Origin of the sequence: Fulvivirga sp. (assembly GCF_040220315.1) — a bacterium.
Lineage (GTDB): Bacteria > Bacteroidota > Bacteroidia > Cytophagales > Cyclobacteriaceae > Fulvivirga.
In genome coordinates, this window is record NZ_JAVJUY010000272.1 from 1 (window position 1) to 16,778 (window position 16,778).

A 16,778-nucleotide genomic window follows, 5' to 3' on the forward strand; every position below is an offset into this window, starting at 1 on the left:
GCCTGATCTAAGGTCATAAAGTTAAGTGTGGAAGCGCTAGCTAATCTGGTCAGGCCTTTCCAATAATGAAGGCCGGTTCCGATATGTAAGGCGTCATTGTTTGAAACTTTAAACTCTGTCCACGCATCATGTAAAAAGAATTGGGCGGAATTACCATTATTACCAAGGGAAGTTAAGTTGTCCGGTGTTTGGTTATTCAAACCAATGTGTGTAAGAATCAGGAAACGCGGAGATATTTGAGAAAAAGCCAGAAAACGACTTCTTCTTGCAAATGAAGTCATCTGTAGTTTTAAGTCATCAACTTCACGGTTATTGGTTTGCAACCATTGCTGGTGCCAAATAATAAAGCGTACATACTTCGATCCTGAGTCATCCAATTTAAGCGTTAAAGGCTTATAAGAGTGATCAGGCTTGGCAACAAGATTGTCTGCATCTTTGCCGTTCTCTTCTTGCGCATTGGCCGGAATATACCAGCATACGCTAAATGCCATTAAGACACTTAATAGTTTTATTTTCATGGTATTGAAACTTTAGTTGTCTGATATTTTAAAAAGACGGCCGTCTAAAACTTCAATACTTCGAATTTTGTGAATTGAAAACAGTTGTGAAAAACTGATGTATATTTTTGGTAATTATATATATTCAGTCTTTAAATCGATCCCATTTAATGACCATGAATTTATCGCCAAGTTCGGTAATTAACATACCTGATCCCTTTAGATAACCGGGAGAAGCCATCACTTCAGCAAGTTCATTATGGCTTAAGATTTTGTAGGTTGGATGATAATCGTAGCGTTCAGGAGTTTTAATTTTATATTTTTTAACCCAGTTCATAACTGATACATGGCTCACTCCTAGTATCCTCTCAATCTCTCGGTAGCTAATTCCTTCGAGGTAAAGTTGTAATGCTTTAATAACAAAATATGGATCAATTTCTTTGCCTAACTTGCTAACAGTGAAGTTATAAGTGCATTTTTTACATTTAAAACGCTGTCGATTATTGACAATTCCGCTTTTGATAATACTTGTCGATTCACATTTTGGGCAGGTCGGATTACGCATAACTATAGTAAGTTAGCATATATATATCATTTTAGCAACAATTTTATAATTGGAGTTAAGTGTTAAACCAATCATATTAAAATCCACCCATAGGAATAATATTATTTACTTGTGGATGAACGAATGTTTAAATTAACGATATGGAATTTGTGCCCAATAACGAAGCAAAAAAGTTCATAGAAAGTATTTGGTACGCTGATCACTCTTGCTTCTTGAAAGATGGTGCATACAAAATCATTATTGGCATTTCTGATTTTCATCTAAAAAGTGATTGTTTATATACATTTAGCGAAGGTGTTTATATATCTGAAATAGATCACCAGCCTTTTACTATTGAGTCTGGAAGCGTCATTCTGTTATCTATTAAGCCATTTGTTTTTAAAGGGGTATCTATTAAGAAATTTTTGAATGTGTTCAATTCTGTGGCATTGAGTCAAATAAAAGAATCATTCACTTATGCCAAAAGCTTTGAGACAAGCGAATTAATTCAGGAATTATTTTTAAATGTTGTACTTGATGAAGCCAAATTAGATGAAGATTTCAGATCTATTCTGAATTATCCATTGCTAAAGTTTGGAAACGTTCGAGTTGGTGAAATGTGTCGTGAATTGAGTTTGTCGAGACAGTATGTTCACCGTATAGTTAAAAGTAATCTTGGAGTTTCTGCCAAAGGCCTTATTGATATTTGGAAAACTAATAACTTATTGGTTAATGGAAGTAACATGAGCCCAACGTTTGCAGCATTAGATTCTGGTTATTTTGATCAGTCAGCCGCCATAAAATCTTTCAAAAAGGAATTTGATATTAAACCGAGTTATGTTCTTAACGGCCCAAAAAAAGATAAATACGCTTTTGCGGTAGAAAGAATGCGTAAGAGATTTGATGGGTATTATGACAGAGTAGAATAGCAGGTTTACATTTTTACAATACTCGAAAATTGACGCATTATAGCTTTGGTGAAAAACCAAAAAGCTATGAAAATTTATCTGATTCTTTTCGCTTCCCTACTTTCTGTATCATGCGAGAGTAAAGACTCACCTGAAAATCAACCCAACATAACAACGGATGGACAAGATAGCGTTGTAATGGAGGAAGAGCCTATTGAAGACACTACTGCTGTTGAAGCCAAATTAACTTTGTTAGCTACTCATCCCGATATACAAGATGGTGTTTTGGTCGAGAATGGGAAAGTATATACTACTTGTGGTGGACTCATTCGTAAAACGTCTATTGGGTTATATACAGATTCTGATGGCTTTAAAATACTATCTAATGAGTTTGCAGGGTCAATAGATATAGATAGTGACAATGAATATCTGTATGTCACTAACTATGACGACAATACAATAAAGACATACAACAAATCTACAGGTGAGGTAAACACAATTACAGGAGAACTGGATGGCCCAGCTGGTATTGAAATGGTAGGTGATTTTCTGTATGTTACAAATTTTGGAGCACCACCTGTCTATTCTGGCAATACAGTAATGAAAATAGCCAAAGATGGGACAAAGGAAGTTTTTCTGGAAAGTAGTGAATTGCTGCGTCCTCAAGGTATCTGTGAACTGAACCCAAAGACTCTAATTATTGCCAGCAAGGCAAATTTATACACACTCGATTTAGAGTCTAAAGAATTAAAGCTAATAGCTGAAACAGGCTTATCAGTAGGGAATATTACAATTATTGAAGATGTGATTTATGCAGCGGCAAATAAGCACAACCAAATATTGAAAATCACCTTGGATGGTGATGTTGAAAGTATATGCTGTGATGATAGCGATGAAAAATTGACAAAGCCTTTAGGTATTGATTATGATGAAGAAAATAATCGGCTTATCATAGCAGAATCACAGGTAGGCAGACTAAAAGCTTTAAGTCTGGACTAAAACCAGTACTCAGCACCTATGGCAATCAAAGCTCCGATTACGGCCACACCTAATTTTTTCGCATTAAAGTGGTGGTCGGAGCTTGTTTCAAAAACAATGGTTGTAGAAATATGAAGAAAATTACCACTAACAATGGCAAATAGAATGGTGAAGGTCTCATCGGCCAGCGCATTATTTTCTACATAATAATCGCCAACCACCATTCCTATTGGTGACGCCAATGCAAATAGCACTAAAAAAATAATGGCAAGTTTGTTTCTTTTTAGCTGGCAAACAATGATTGACATTAATGCAAAAGAGGCAGGAGCTTTATGTAATACTATACCAAATAATAAGCTGTTTGCATCGTGGTGTGCATGAATTACACTAGGGTGAGCCAGTAAGCTACCTTCTAATAGTCCGTGGACAATCATTGCTGCCAATACCATAATTGAAGCGCTTAATCCTTGACTATGTTCGTGCTTGTGTTTATGTATATGACCGTGCTCAGCACCGGAAGTGAAGTACTCCAATATTTGCTGTAAAAAGAAACCTAGTAGTACATAAATGCCTATGGTGGTGGGGTTTTCTGCCTGGGAAAATAGCTCAGGCATAATATGAATAATGGTAATTGAGAACAAGTACGATCCTGCAAAAACCAAAGCAAGTTTATAATTCTTTTGGTCGAGATTGGGGATAGCAAAAACCAATAATCCGCTTAAAAGGGCACTAAAAAAAAGAATGAGGAGGCTTATGAGCATGTTCGGGTTTGAATGAGTGCAAATATACAACTGTGTTGCATTTAGAAAAACGAGTCAGGCTCTTTATGGTGATTATCTTCAATATTTTTATGCGATATTCGCAACAAAATTAAGATAGGTTGAAGAATAAACCCTGGTTATCGTACTTATTACTTATCAGTCAGGCGGGAGTACTGCTGGGTGCACTCACTGTATTTATAAATAGCCACATAAGCTATACGATCATTTACAGAACAGTAAAATACCATGTGGCCATTGAAGTAGTTTTATCAGTGTTCTTAATTTATTCTGTTCGTCATTACATTCTTACTGTTAGAGCTTCTTCAGTAATGAGAAAGGAGGCTGGTAAAAAGCGCGAGATTAAATCAAAGAGAATTGAGTTACTCATTTTCTTTTTGATGATTTCATTGATTTTTCATTCGCTTTTCATGACAGTCCCTATGAATAAGTATTTGCTATCTACTATTGAATGGGTTCTTATGTTAATCAATTGTTTGCTACAATTTATCATGCTAATTAAGCTCATAAGTACACATGAGGGAGTTAGTGAAGATTTTGTTAAGTCGAAGCAAAAATATGCAGGCGTGGGAGCATTCTTTGGACTGGCCTTATTTTACACTTATTTTATTCTGCTTAATTAGATGAGCTACTTACAAGAGATTAGTTAGAAATAAAGATATCCTATAATACACACCATATTTGACACTTTGTTAAATAATATTCGGCTCAATAAATAAATATATATGAGCCGAATAGGTGATTTATTCGGCTCATGAAATAAATGTAACTTGCTTAAATTACTCGCTTTTTAATGAGTTAGTAGGGTTCTGAAGTGCCGCTTTCACCGATTGCCAGCTCATAGTACCAAATGCGATAATGGAAATGGAAATGGCAGCAATAATGAAGATGCCCACACTCAATGTTGTTTGGTAAGCAAACCCTTCCAACCATTTACTCATAGCAAACCAAGCTACTGGTGAAGCAATGATAAAGGCGATTGCCAATAACTTAAACAAATCTTTAGAAAGCAATAGTACGATAGACTGCACCGAGGCTCCTAGTACTTTTCGAATGCCAATCTCTTTAATGCGCTGTGCTGTCGTATAGGTTGTTAAACCAAATAGACCTAGAAAAGCAATAATGATCGCCAAAATGGCAAATGCAGCAAATAATTGAGCAAATTGATTGTCAGCCCGGTACTGCTGATCAAAATTATCATCTAAAAAATAATAAGTGAACGGCCTTTGAGGGATCAACGTTTTCCATTTGCTCTCCAATCGCTGAATGGTTTGAAATACATCATCGGTATTAATTCTAAGTGAAAACTTTGCCATACTGAAAGGCTCAAATCGTAAAGATAATGGCTCTACTTCGGTATGAAGCGACTTGTAATTGAAATCATCAACTACACCTATTACTTTTCCTTCTTTTCCCCACTGACTGAATTTTTTACCAACTACCTCTTCAGGATCTGTATAGCCCCAAAGCTTTACAGCCGCCATGTTGATCATTAAAGCTTCCGTGGAATCTGTATAATAATCATACGAAAATGGCCTTCCTGCCAGCATCTTTATATCGTAAAATGGAATAAAGTCCGGATCTATTTCATAAATAGTTGGGCTATGAGGCTCCATTTCCCCTGCCTTATTTTCAATAAGTGTTCCGGCATTGGGTAAGAAATTGCCCGGTACGGCTCTTGATGCACTGACCTCCATTACATCGGGATCATTGCCAAATTCATTCTTTAGTGCCTCAATATTTAATTGCACTTGCGTATCGAAACCAAACTCCATCACCAATACCTGTTCCTTAGAAAATCCTAAGTCGTGATTTTGAAGGAATTTTAGTTGATTGTAAATAGTAGTAGTTCCAATAATGAGGGCAATGGTAAGAATGAATTGAAACGTGACAAGACCCTTTCTTAAAACCACACCCGATGAGCCTGTTTTAAAATTTCCTTTTAAAACTCGGGCAGGCTGGAATTTAGAAAGCAAGAATGCTGGATAAAAGCCTGCCAGCAGCCCAATAATGGTAATGCCCGATATAAAAACAGCGATAAACTTAAAGGAGAGTATATCATTTACACTAATGTTTACACCTGTCAGATCGTAGAAGTTTGGTGCCAGTAAAAGCACAATGGCAATAGCTACACCACCTGCAAATAATGAAAGCAACATAAACTCAGATAGAAATTGATTAACCAATGAAAACTGTCTGGCGCCAACTACCTTTCTAATTCCAATTTCCTTGGCTCTTTCTAAAGAACGCGCTGTAGATAAGTTGATAAAATTGATACAGGCGATTATCAGAATAAAAGCACCAATAATGGAGAAGATAATGAGATTGGAAATGCTTCCCATTTTTCCCGCTTGTCTTTTAGCTACTGAATTTAAATAGGAGCCATCCATAGGCTCTACATCCGCATAAAATTTAGATTGTTCCCAATCAGCGGTGTATTTTTCCACTACATCCATAATTCTTGGCTTAATGGCATCTATATTGGCATTCTCTTTCAGCATGATGTAGTTGTAAAAATCAACATAGCCCCAAGAATCAAATATTGTGGGACGTTGATTATAAAAGGTATTCATAGAAATAATGCCATCAAACCTGAATTGTGAATTTAGAGGCACATCTTCCATGATAGCAGTCACTTTGCATTCAACTGTTTGGTCATAAGTGACTGTCTTGCCTATCGCATCTTCATTACCAAAATATTTTTTCGCCTGCGATTCTGTTAAAACAATACTGTTAGGCTCCGTTAAGGCCAAATCCGGATTTCCAGCGATAACCTTCCAGCTGAATACTTTAAAGGCTGTTGAATCGCCAAAAACAACACCGTCTTCATTGTAAAGCTCATCTTTAACCTTGATTAGTTTTGAATGACCTGGAGTAAAACGGCAGAAATGTTCGATTTCAGGTATCTCTTCTTTGAGTGCCGGACCAATAGGAGCATTGCCCCAAAACCGAAATTCTTCAGGCAAAGGTGGTGTGTCTAAATCTTCATTTGCTTTAAATCCTTGTAGAACACGATACATTCTATCCAGATTTTCATGGTATTGATCGTAAGACAATTCATTGAGCACATAAAAGGCAATCAAAATACATGAAGCAATGCCTACCGCAAGCCCTGATATGTTGATGAATGAATAGAATTTTTCTTTCACGATATGGCGCCAGGCCACTTTGTAATAGTTGTTAATCATAATAAAGTTGTTTGAGTTTGACCTATATTTTTTGATTGCAAATGGCCGCACGTAATTCAAAACCTGAAACCAATAATTGAGTTTTGCTTTTGTAACAGAGGTTTCTTTTAATTTCCGATAGTATTTCTCATCCAAATCACCCAGTACTTCTTCGACTAGCTCTTCTTTCAGAAACCAGTATAAAAGTTTTTCAGGAAATTTTGGTGGGTAAGAACTTCTCATTCTACTCTGTTTTTAAAGCGCTTACAGGATTACCTTTAGCCGCTTTAATAATATGAAAGCTGATCGTGAAAAAACCTATGGCAAGGGAAACTAAACCACCCAGAACGAAAAGCCAAAGACTAATATCTATTTGAAAAGCAAAGTTTTCAAGCCAGCCACTCATCACTATAAAAGTAATTGGTGATGCAATAAGAAACGCAATACCAATGAGTAATAGGAAGTTTTTAGATAGCAACATCACGATCTGAGCAATAGAGGCTCCTAATGTTTTCCTAATGCCAACTTCTTTAATTCTTCTTAAAATCATGATGGAAGAAAGACCGAACAATCCGACACAGGCAATTAATATCGCTAACACGGTCATTATACTAACAATGGAGCTCATTTGTTGATCGGATTTATACATCGTATTGAAATGCTCATCTAAGAATTGATAATCGAAAGGCCATTCCTGCACATGTTTGGACCAAATATTCTCGATATCTGCCAAGGCAGCTTGTATATTATCTCCTTTAATTTTCACAGACATTTCGTCAAAACCCCAATTAGTGTGAACTGAGATTACCAAAGTGTTTACTCGATGGTGCAGCGAGTTAAAATTAAAGTCCTCGGTTACACCGATAATTGACCCTAATGAGTCATCAGGAAACCAGCTATGCGCAGCCTCTGTATTAATCGGGGTTTTAAGGTTTAATTCTTTTGCCAATTTATCATTGATGATATAGGCCAAACCTTCATCAGAGGTAATGTCTTTATTAAAAGACCTACCTTCCTTGAGTTTAATTTGGTATACATCCAGATAGTCATGCTCAACATGCACGTTAGATGGTGTCATGTTATAAATTCCGGTATCCGTTTTTACTTTAAAACCCCATTGATGAAAGTTATTACCAAGCCTCTGACCAGATGCAGTTACACCAGATACTGATGAGAGATTTAATAGTTCATCTTTCATCGTCTGAAAGCTTTCATTTGCTTCTCTGTTCATATCAATCAACACAATTTTATCCTTTACAAAACCTACATCTTTGCTTTGCATAAAATTGAGTTGTTGCAGTACCACAAAAGTGCTAACAATCATCGCGAGTGCCAGACCAAATTGTAGTATCACTAGAGCACTTCTAAAAGCAGATTTATTGCCTTTGGCAGCATTTCCTTTTAGTGCTGCAATCACATTTACTGAGGTCATATATAACGCGGGATATAACCCAGTAACTACTCCAAGAAGAATGGCAATCAGAACACTAATAACCAATGTTATTGGTTCTTGAAAGAAAGTGATTATAGATAATTGTCTCTCCAGTAAGTCATTTAAAAAAGGAATAAATGCAAGATTAATTATAAATGCAATAGCTAATGCCAATAGTGAGAGCACTACCGATTCAATGACAAATTGGTGGAATAACTGCTGTTTAAGGCTACCAATTGCTTTTCTCACTCCTACCTCTTTCCAGCGCTGCGAAGCCCTGGCGATAGTGAGATTCATAAAATTTATGCAGGCAATAATCAATATAAAGAAACCAACCAATTTGAAAGTATCGATATAGGTTCCGTTGAATTTTCGGTAATTATTGTAGTCATGCTCAATATCCATAGAACCCAGATGCACCTCATTGAGCGGCTGAAGAAAAAGTTCATAATAATCCAGCACTTCGCGGTCTTCACTATTTTCACCCATGTGCCTTACCAGAAAGTCATCGAATTTAGCTTCCAGAGCTTTTGCGTCACCAGTGTTAACGAGGCGGAGGTATGTATTTACATAGTTACTTCCAAACTCATCATTAAAATCAGGGTTTTCACTTGTAATCGTTGTTATACTGCCAATGGCATCGAATTGCATGTGTGAATTTTCTGGAGCATCTGCTAGTATGCCAGTAATTTTGAAGTTTCTATCACCCATGTTAATAGTACTTCCAATTGCCTCCTCAGAGATCGGAAAAAATTTTGAAGCAGTTTCAAAGGTAAGTAATATGTTTCCAGGCTCATTGAGTGCTGTGGCACGGTCTCCAGCGATAAGTTTGAAATCAAACATATCTAGAAAAGTTGAATCAACTAAGAACACTTTGTCAATGGTGTGGCCGGTTTCTCCTTTCGTAAAATACCTTTTGCCCTGTACGTAATAACGCGTGTAATTTATAACTTCAGGAAAGTCGTTCAACATTTGTGGCCCCATGCCAGGCATGCTAAGTGCCACTTTTTGTTCTTTAGTGCCTGTGAAATTTTGGATCTCGCATAAACGATAAATGGAGTCCCTTTTCGTATGGAAAGAATCAAAACTAGTTTCGTCTTTTATAAAAAGGAAAATCGCCATACATGCAGCCAAACCTATGGTAAGACTGAAAATATTAATAAATGAATAGCCTTTATTTTTAGCCAAGTGCCTAAATGCAATTTTTATATTGTGTTGATACATAGTTGTGTTGTTTGAGTTTGACCTTATTTTTTTCAATGCGAAGGGGCGTAAGTAATTTAAAGTTTGATACCAATATTGAAACTTCGCTTTGCTCTTGTTTTTCTTTTTAATTGTTCGATAAAAATTCTCATCCAAATCACCCAATACCTCCTCTGCCAGATCATCTTTGAGGAACCATTCTAGGATAGATGAAGCTAATTTTGGTGGTAATATAGAACGCCTTCCGTTACTCATTTTTCAGGCAATCAACCGGATTAATACTTGCGGATTTTAGTGTTTGTAAACCGATGGTTAAATAAGTTATCACTAAGGACAAACCTGCTGCCAGCAGAAAGTACCAGATATTAATTTTTACAGCATATGCATAATCTGCCAATAAATATTGACCCGTATAGTAGCTGAGTGGAATGGCAATGATTAGAGCAAGTGCAACGGTTTTCATATACTCACCTGTTAGTAGACTGATGATTTTTGCGCTACTGGCTCCCAGTACTTTTCTTATGCCAATTTCCTTTCTACGTACTTCTGCATTGAAACTGGCTAGTCCAAAAAGGCCTAAACAGGAGATGATTATGGCTATCGCTGCAAAATAAACAGATATGCTTGCCACCTGATTCTCCGCTTGATACTGTTGTTTGAATTTACCATCCATGAACTCATAGTTAAAGGTATATTCAGGGTTAAAGTCTCGGTAAAATGAATCCAGCCTGCTTAAAGTTTCAGACATGTCTGAGGCATTAATTTTTATAAAGGCATGAGACATAAATTCATCGTCATAAATGATAGCCGTGGGTTGAACCGCATCATGTAAAGAGCTGAAGTGGAAGTTTTTCACAATCCCAACAATTTCACGCTCTTCTCCCCAGAATATCACCTGAGTTCCGATAGGGTTTTCCAACCCCATAACATCAATGGCCTCTTCGTTGAAAATAATTTTAGACTTCTCATTTGCATGTTCTTTTGAAAATACTCTACCTTCAATCATCTCTATTTCAAGCGTTTCGAACATGTCGTCATATACCCGGGCAAACCCAAAATTTGTCACAACATTTTGATCCTTACCCGGCCAGCTAACACCTGTAGTGAAGCCACTTTTTTTTACAAAAGCATGAGAACTGGCACTAGCTCCCATTACTCCGGGCACCTGGGCAACCTGATCGAAAAAAGTATCCATTTTCTTTACTGTTTCACCCTCAAGTGGCAACATGATAACCCCAGAGCGATTGTAGCCCAGATTTTTATTATTTATGAATTGAATCTGATCACTGATGATGATCACGGAAGTAATCATGACGATAGAAATGATGAATTGAAATACTACCAATCCTTTTCTGGTCAATATCTCTGCAAAACCAGTTTTAATTTTGTTTTTGAAGATATGAATAGGCTTGAGTTTTGACAGATAAAGTGCCGGATAACTTCCAGCTAAAATTCCTATGAACACTGTTGTGCAAAATAAAGGCAATAAAAGAGTTGGTGTCAGCTCCAGGTACAAATGCTTACCAATTATATGACTGAATTGTGGCGATAATACTTTAACTAATAGGGTTGCCAGAACCATAGATACTGCGCTCAGCAGTATTGCTTCTGTAATAAATTGAGCAATAAGACTTGACCTAACAGCACCCAATGATTTCTTGACACCAATTTCTTTCATCCTTTTTGATGACCGAGCGGTGGTTAGGTTTACAAAATTTATTACCGCAATAAGTAATAAAAAGACTGCCACAATGGAGAGCAACTGCACATATTGAATTCTTCCACCTACAGCTACTCCATTCTCAAAGTTTCCTTTCAGGTACCAATCAGTGTAGGGGTAAAGCATTGGTGAAACGTTGGACTTCGCACTCTTTTCTTTAATAAATGGTTTGAGTCGTTGATTTAGTTGCTCTACATCTGTGCCAGGCGCTAGTTCAACAACCGTGTAAGCATTAAAATTTAACCAGTTAATGCCTGCTCCATTCATTTCTTTGAATACCTGATAAGGTAATACAAAATCAAACTGATCGGTAGAGTTGCCGGGCACATCTTCAAAGACAGCGGAGATGATGGCCTCCTGCTCAAAATGAAGTAAACGCCAGGTTACTGTTTCTCCCACTGCTCCAGTTACTTTGCCGAATAGCCTAATCGCCATTGATTCTGAAATGGCAATCGATTTTTTATCAGCAAGTACTTTTTGAGCATTGCCTTCAACCAGAGGGTAGCTGAGTATTTCAAAAAACTGCGCTCCTGAAAATTTGCCTAAACCCTTCATAAATTCATTACCTGAAGACAGCGCAAAGCTTTCACCAAACCACAGTGGGTCAGTGTCTTCTGTAGCTCTTACTACTTCAGAGATTTCATTTTGTAATGCTTCAGCGAGCAGCCCAGGTGTGTCTTGAGTAGTTCTTAAAGTATGGTCTTCTTCATGGTTTATCAGTGCATGGTGAATATTTTCAGAATTAGCATGAAAGGCATTTACCGATAGCTCGTGATTTACCCACAAATAGATAAAAAGTGCACTTGCCAAACCGGTAGTAAGACCAATAACATTAATAAGAAAGGCGGACTTGTTCCTTTGGAAATTCCGTATAGAGATTTTGAAATTGTGTTGTTGCATGTTGATGTAATTTGAGTTTGACCTATATTTTTTTAGCGCAAATGGTCTCAGGTAGTTAATCACCTGATACCAATAGTTTATAGTCGCTTTGACCTTGGAATGTGCTGTTGTTGTTTTTATATATTTTTCCTCCAGATCACCTAATACCTCTTCAGCCAGGTCATCTTTTAGAAACCAGCATAGGAGTTTTTGTGCGAGTTTTGGAGGTGCCATCTAGAAAGTGAAATCTAACTTACTGGCAAAAGCCGGAAACTGATTCCAGAGTGACACTTTAAAGTCTCGAGAGTTTTCAAGAGCGCGCTGACCAGCGGCTGTTATTTCATAGATTCTTTTTCTTCTTCCACCACGTTCGGCACTGGCTTCACCCATCTTGGATTCCAGAAATCCTTTCTCGGCTAAACGTGTAAGCGTGGAGTGAACTGCACCAATGGAAACAGCTCTTTTAGTTTGAGCCTCAAATTCATCTGCAATATTTAAAGCATAAGCTTGCTCACCTAAGATCCCTACGATCAGAAGAATTACTTCTTCAAAGTCACCAAGTTTTGTCTCGATCATATTATTAACTACTAAATTGTAGAACTAATATACGAGACGATTTATTTTTTGTTCTACAATTTAGTAAGAAATTAAATTGAGCTTAGTTTGAGGTCTTTGCAGGGGCGAAATCGATAATAACTGGAGTAACAGTATAGCCTTCCTTTTCTAACAAACTCACCAAACCTGATTCGCCTATAATATGAGGTACGCCTAATGCAAAGAATGTAGGTTTTGATTTGATGAGTTTAACCACATCAGGCAACCACTTTTCTGTTCTGTTGTCGTAATATACTTCTTTAAATTTCTCGCTTTCATTGGTGGCTTTAAATGTTTCTTCTTTCACCACTTCCATGTTTTGCTCTTTCATGTAAGCCCGCACCATTTTATTATAATCACTTAAATGATCGTTAAAATTATTGATGGTATATTTCAAAGCTTCAATCTGATCTTCAATTGGAAATTGTTCAAACGCAGCAATTTCTTCATCTACATCGCTTAAGCTATTAAACTTTAAGCGATTGTCTTTGGCAATATCTTCAAGCTCCCTTTCCGGATAGGTAATGTTATATTGCAAAGTGAGTGCAGTAGTAGCTGTTACTAAAATAATTGGCTGCAACTTGCTGTAGAAATTATCATAGGCCTGATTTCTACCACCATACTCCTCAATAATTGCTCTGAGCTGTTTTTGCTCTTCTTCAGTCAGGTATTTATTTACTGATCCGTCATTAGGAATTTTAACAGCCTCAGTAAATTTTTGCTGCGTTTTCCTGCGTAAATCTGTTTTTGTCACAAATACCCTGCTCGCAATAATTGCGTTTTTCACCTCATCAGGCACAAAATAGCCAAACTTGGGTAAGAAATTAATTGTGCCAAACAGGTAAGAAGGCTCATTTAATCCATTGCCTTCAATTTTATACAATGCCGATTGATGCTGTGCTGTTAAGGTTGTTGCACAAATTAAAACCAATAAAAGAGATCTAATCACGATACTTCAACGTTATTTTTCTTCTAATATAAAAGAATCAATCAGTTGATTCATGGTATTTTTATAAAGACGGCATAATTAATCTATAATTAGTCAAAATATTCGTTAATCCATAGTCTGATTATTCATTTCTTAACGATTGCACCGGGTTGGTAATAGCAGCCTTAACTGTTTGGTAGCCAACCGATAGCAAAGCGATGAACACAACAGATAAAGCTGCAGCAAGAAAGAATAACGGATTCATATCAATCCGATAAGGGAAGGAGTTTAGCCATCCATTCATAATAAACCAGGCTAAAGGCCAAGCTATAATATTGGCTACGAGTACAAGACTTAAAAAGCCCTTAGAAAGCAGGTAAACAATATTATTAACGGAAGAGCCCAATACTTTTCTTATTCCAATTTCTTTGCTTCTTTTTAGTGTGAGATAGGATGATAGTCCAAATAAACCCAAACAAGCAATGATGATAGCCAGCATCGAAAAGAGTGTAAAAACCTGCCCGAATTGCTGATCACTTTCATATTGTTTGTTAAAGAATGAATCTAAAAAGAAATAATCGATAGGATTATTAGGAAAAATCTGATTCCAGGGCCCTCTCAACTCTGCGATAATATTATCTGTATTTTTCTCATTTAATTTTAATGAGATAAAGGATCTACTCTCAAATAATCTGAAAACTAACGGCTTCACTTTATTTTTGAGTGACATCTGATGGTAGTTTTCCAATACGCCTGCCACTTCCATGGTATCACGCCCTAGAATCACCTTTTCACCTATGGCAGCTTCAGGGCTTTCAAAATCCAGCATTGCTGCTAGTTCCCTGTTTAAAAGAACCCGCTCATTATCATTGGGAAAATCCTTACTGAAGTTTCTACCTGCAATTACCTTTAGGTCAAACGTTGGAACATAGTCATGGTCTATTCCCATGTTATATACGGTAAGACTATTTACTGCACCATTTACTAATTTTCTGATTCCTCGCGTCCAGAAAATTTCATCACCAGGCACATTAGAGGCTGCAGATACAGCCTCTACGCCTGAAATTTGATTAGCCTTGGTCTTGAATGTTTCAAGGTACTGGCCATATAATGAGTCATTCGTAACGGCCGGCCCTTCGAGTACAAGTGTACTTTTAATATCGATACCCAGATCTTGAGATTTCATAAAGGCCAACTGATTGTAAACAACTAAGGTGCCTATGATTAAAATGATTGATGCAGAAAATTGAAAAATTACCAGCCCTTTTCTAAGGATATTCCCACTTGCACTACCCAATAACTTACCTTTTAGTACAGATACTGGTTTGAATGATGATAGCACCCAAGCAGGATATGCTCCAGACAAAATACTACTTAACAAAATCAACGAAATTACTAATCCGGCAAAGTCTGCACTTAATAAATAGTCGAGCGGAATATCTCTGCCAGTCAAGTTTAAAAAGGCATTCCAGCTTATGGCAATGATCATTAATGCTATAGCCATAGCCAAAACATTAATGAGGAAAGATTCAACCAAAAATTGTTTGATGAGTTGTGATTTTTCACCACCCATTACCTTGCGCACGCCTACTTCTTTCGCTCGCTCAATTGATTTCGCTGTAGACAGGTTGATGTAATTAATGAGGGCAATAATCAGTATAAAAATGGCTATTACGGTAAGGAAATATACCGCCTCTGCATCACCTTGCTCAGCAGGTTCAGATTCTTGGAGCAGATTACTATGCAAATGAATTTCTTTAGCAGGCCTTAGGATAAACTCGCTTTTATAATTTCTATGTTCCCAATCTTCACCTCTTACTTCCGCTAAATAGTTATCCCATTTTCCCTGAAACTCTTCAATGTCTGTACCCGGTTTCATCAGCACATAGGTGTTGAAATCATACCAACCCCAGTTGGTTTCAGATTCGTTATTCGATTGCTGATTTAACGTTTCAAAAGAGAAAAGAAAGTCGAATTTAATATGTGAGTTATCCGGTACATTTTCAAATATTCCTGTTACCTCATATTCAGTCTCTCCATTGTAAAGAATCCTTTTACCTATTGGGTCACTGTTGCCAAAATATTTTTGTGCGGCTCGTTCAGAAATCACTGTTTTGTTCAGACCTTCCAAACTAGTTTTCGGATTACCTTTCAGCAATTTAAAGTCGAATACTTCAAATACTCTTGGGTCTGTAATTTGCATTTTCTCTTCCCTGAAAGAGATAAGGCCTTTTTCAGGATCATTATAGGAAATGATGCCACTTCTGGGGAAAAGGCGTGTAAATTTCTCAACTTCTTCAAAATTATCAGCCAGAGCCGGGCCAACTGCTGGTACAGCAGCTGCACATTCAACAATCAGTTGATTATCCTGAATGATGTTGTACTGGATGCGGTAGATGTTATCGATTTGGCTATGAAATGTATCATAGCTCTTTTCATATTTTACATATTGTAAGATGAGCAGTGTGGTTGCAAGTCCAACAGATAGACCCAAAACGTTTAGAAGCGTGAATGATAGGTTCTTGGCAAAACTTCTAAAAGCTGATTTGAAATAATTCTTAAACATAGAGGTGTTGTTTTGAAATTTTGAATTGAATAGTGGTCTCATCAAGGCTGGTCGAAAAAGTTTTATTACATCTTTAATTAAAGTGAGTCTCGCTATTTGCTCACTTTTTTCTGAGTTTCTCGAATAGCGCTCGTATAAATCACCTTCCAAATCTTCCGCAAAATCTGGGTGACAATACCAGCGAAAGAATCGTATAGCCCAAAATGAATGATAACGTTCTGAGTTCACTTAATTAATTGATTGAAAGGTCTGGGATGGCATTCCATAGGCTCATCCGTTGCTCTTTAGTTTCTTGCAACACTTTTTTACCATAAGTTGTGAGCTGAAAGTAGCGTTTTCGTTTTCCGCCCCTCACACTAGTTGCTTCTCCGAGATTCGATTCTAAATAACCTTTCTTTTCCAGCCTTCTCAAGACAGTTTGCAAAGAGCCTATACTTACCGATCGGTTCAGTCGGGTTTCAATTTCATCAATAATGCTTATTCCGTAGGCTTCATCTGCCAAAACGGCTACCGTAAGAAGAACAATTTCTTCAAATTCGCCCAAGTGATTCTTACTCATAAAACTATTATTACCTTAAATGTA

The 16,778-nt window shown here is 37.0% G+C and carries 12 protein-coding genes and 1 pseudogene; 3 read left to right on the forward strand and 10 right to left on the reverse strand.

The window, feature by feature from the left end:
* A pseudogene (locus tag RLO81_RS13520) lies at positions 1–518 on the reverse strand (porin); the annotation flags it as partial.
* A 124-nt stretch (positions 519–642) separates the two neighbouring features.
* Positions 643–1,062 (reverse strand): IS1/IS1595 family N-terminal zinc-binding domain-containing protein, encoded by a 420-nt coding sequence (locus tag RLO81_RS13525; RefSeq protein ID WP_350112517.1) that lies wholly within the window; start codon positions 1,060–1,062, stop codon positions 643–645.
* A 140-nt stretch (positions 1,063–1,202) separates the two neighbouring features.
* Here RLO81_RS13525 and RLO81_RS13530 point away from each other — a divergent pair, with 140 nt between their 5' ends.
* Positions 1,203–1,970, forward strand: a complete 768-nt coding sequence (locus RLO81_RS13530; protein ID WP_350112520.1) for a helix-turn-helix domain-containing protein — start codon at positions 1,203–1,205, stop codon at positions 1,968–1,970.
* A 66-nt stretch (positions 1,971–2,036) separates the two neighbouring features.
* Positions 2,037–2,948, forward strand: coding sequence for a hypothetical protein (locus tag RLO81_RS13535; RefSeq protein ID WP_350112523.1), 912 nt, complete (start codon positions 2,037–2,039; stop codon positions 2,946–2,948).
* On the opposite strand, the gene RLO81_RS13540 is transcribed toward RLO81_RS13535, so the two are convergent.
* Positions 2,945–3,688, reverse strand: coding sequence for a ZIP family metal transporter (locus tag RLO81_RS13540; protein WP_350112524.1), 744 nt, complete (start codon positions 3,686–3,688; stop codon positions 2,945–2,947). The genes RLO81_RS13535 and RLO81_RS13540 overlap by 4 nt on opposite strands.
* A gap of 119 nt (positions 3,689–3,807) precedes the next feature.
* Here RLO81_RS13540 and RLO81_RS13545 point away from each other — a divergent pair, with 119 nt between their 5' ends.
* The gene (locus tag RLO81_RS13545) at positions 3,808–4,329 is read left to right on the forward strand and encodes a hypothetical protein (protein WP_350112526.1); all 522 of its coding nucleotides are present in this window, start codon (positions 3,808–3,810) and stop codon (positions 4,327–4,329) included.
* Between the two features lie 156 nt (positions 4,330–4,485).
* Here the strand turns inward: RLO81_RS13545 and RLO81_RS13550 are convergent, their stop codons facing one another.
* The 7 genes from RLO81_RS13550 to RLO81_RS13580 form a co-directional block, all read right to left on the reverse strand.
* The gene (locus RLO81_RS13550) at positions 4,486–7,116 is read right to left on the reverse strand and encodes an ABC transporter permease (RefSeq protein WP_350112529.1); all 2,631 of its coding nucleotides are present in this window, start codon (positions 7,114–7,116) and stop codon (positions 4,486–4,488) included.
* A gap of 1 nt (position 7,117) precedes the next feature.
* Positions 7,118–9,763: an FtsX-like permease family protein gene (locus RLO81_RS13555; protein WP_350112532.1), complete on the reverse strand. Its 2,646-nt coding sequence runs from the start codon at positions 9,761–9,763 to the stop codon at positions 7,118–7,120.
* Positions 9,756–12,341 carry an ABC transporter permease gene (locus tag RLO81_RS13560; protein WP_350112535.1) on the reverse strand — a complete coding sequence of 862 codons (2,586 nt, stop codon included), beginning with the start codon at positions 12,339–12,341 and terminating at the stop codon, positions 9,756–9,758. The genes RLO81_RS13555 and RLO81_RS13560 overlap by 8 nt, the downstream gene beginning before the upstream one ends.
* On the reverse strand, positions 12,342–12,683 hold the full coding sequence (locus RLO81_RS13565; protein ID WP_350112538.1) for a PadR family transcriptional regulator: 342 nt from the start codon (positions 12,681–12,683) through the stop codon (positions 12,342–12,344).
* A gap of 82 nt (positions 12,684–12,765) precedes the next feature.
* Positions 12,766–13,650 (reverse strand): TraB/GumN family protein, encoded by an 885-nt coding sequence (locus RLO81_RS13570; protein WP_350112540.1) that lies wholly within the window; start codon positions 13,648–13,650, stop codon positions 12,766–12,768.
* A gap of 121 nt (positions 13,651–13,771) precedes the next feature.
* On the reverse strand, positions 13,772–16,423 hold the full coding sequence (locus tag RLO81_RS13575; RefSeq protein ID WP_350112543.1) for an ABC transporter permease: 2,652 nt from the start codon (positions 16,421–16,423) through the stop codon (positions 13,772–13,774).
* Positions 16,424–16,427: 4 nt separating this feature from the next.
* A complete protein-coding gene (locus RLO81_RS13580; RefSeq protein ID WP_350112546.1) occupies positions 16,428–16,754 on the reverse strand; it encodes a PadR family transcriptional regulator in 327 nt (108 codons plus the stop codon).
* Positions 16,755–16,778: the final 24 nt, after the last annotated feature.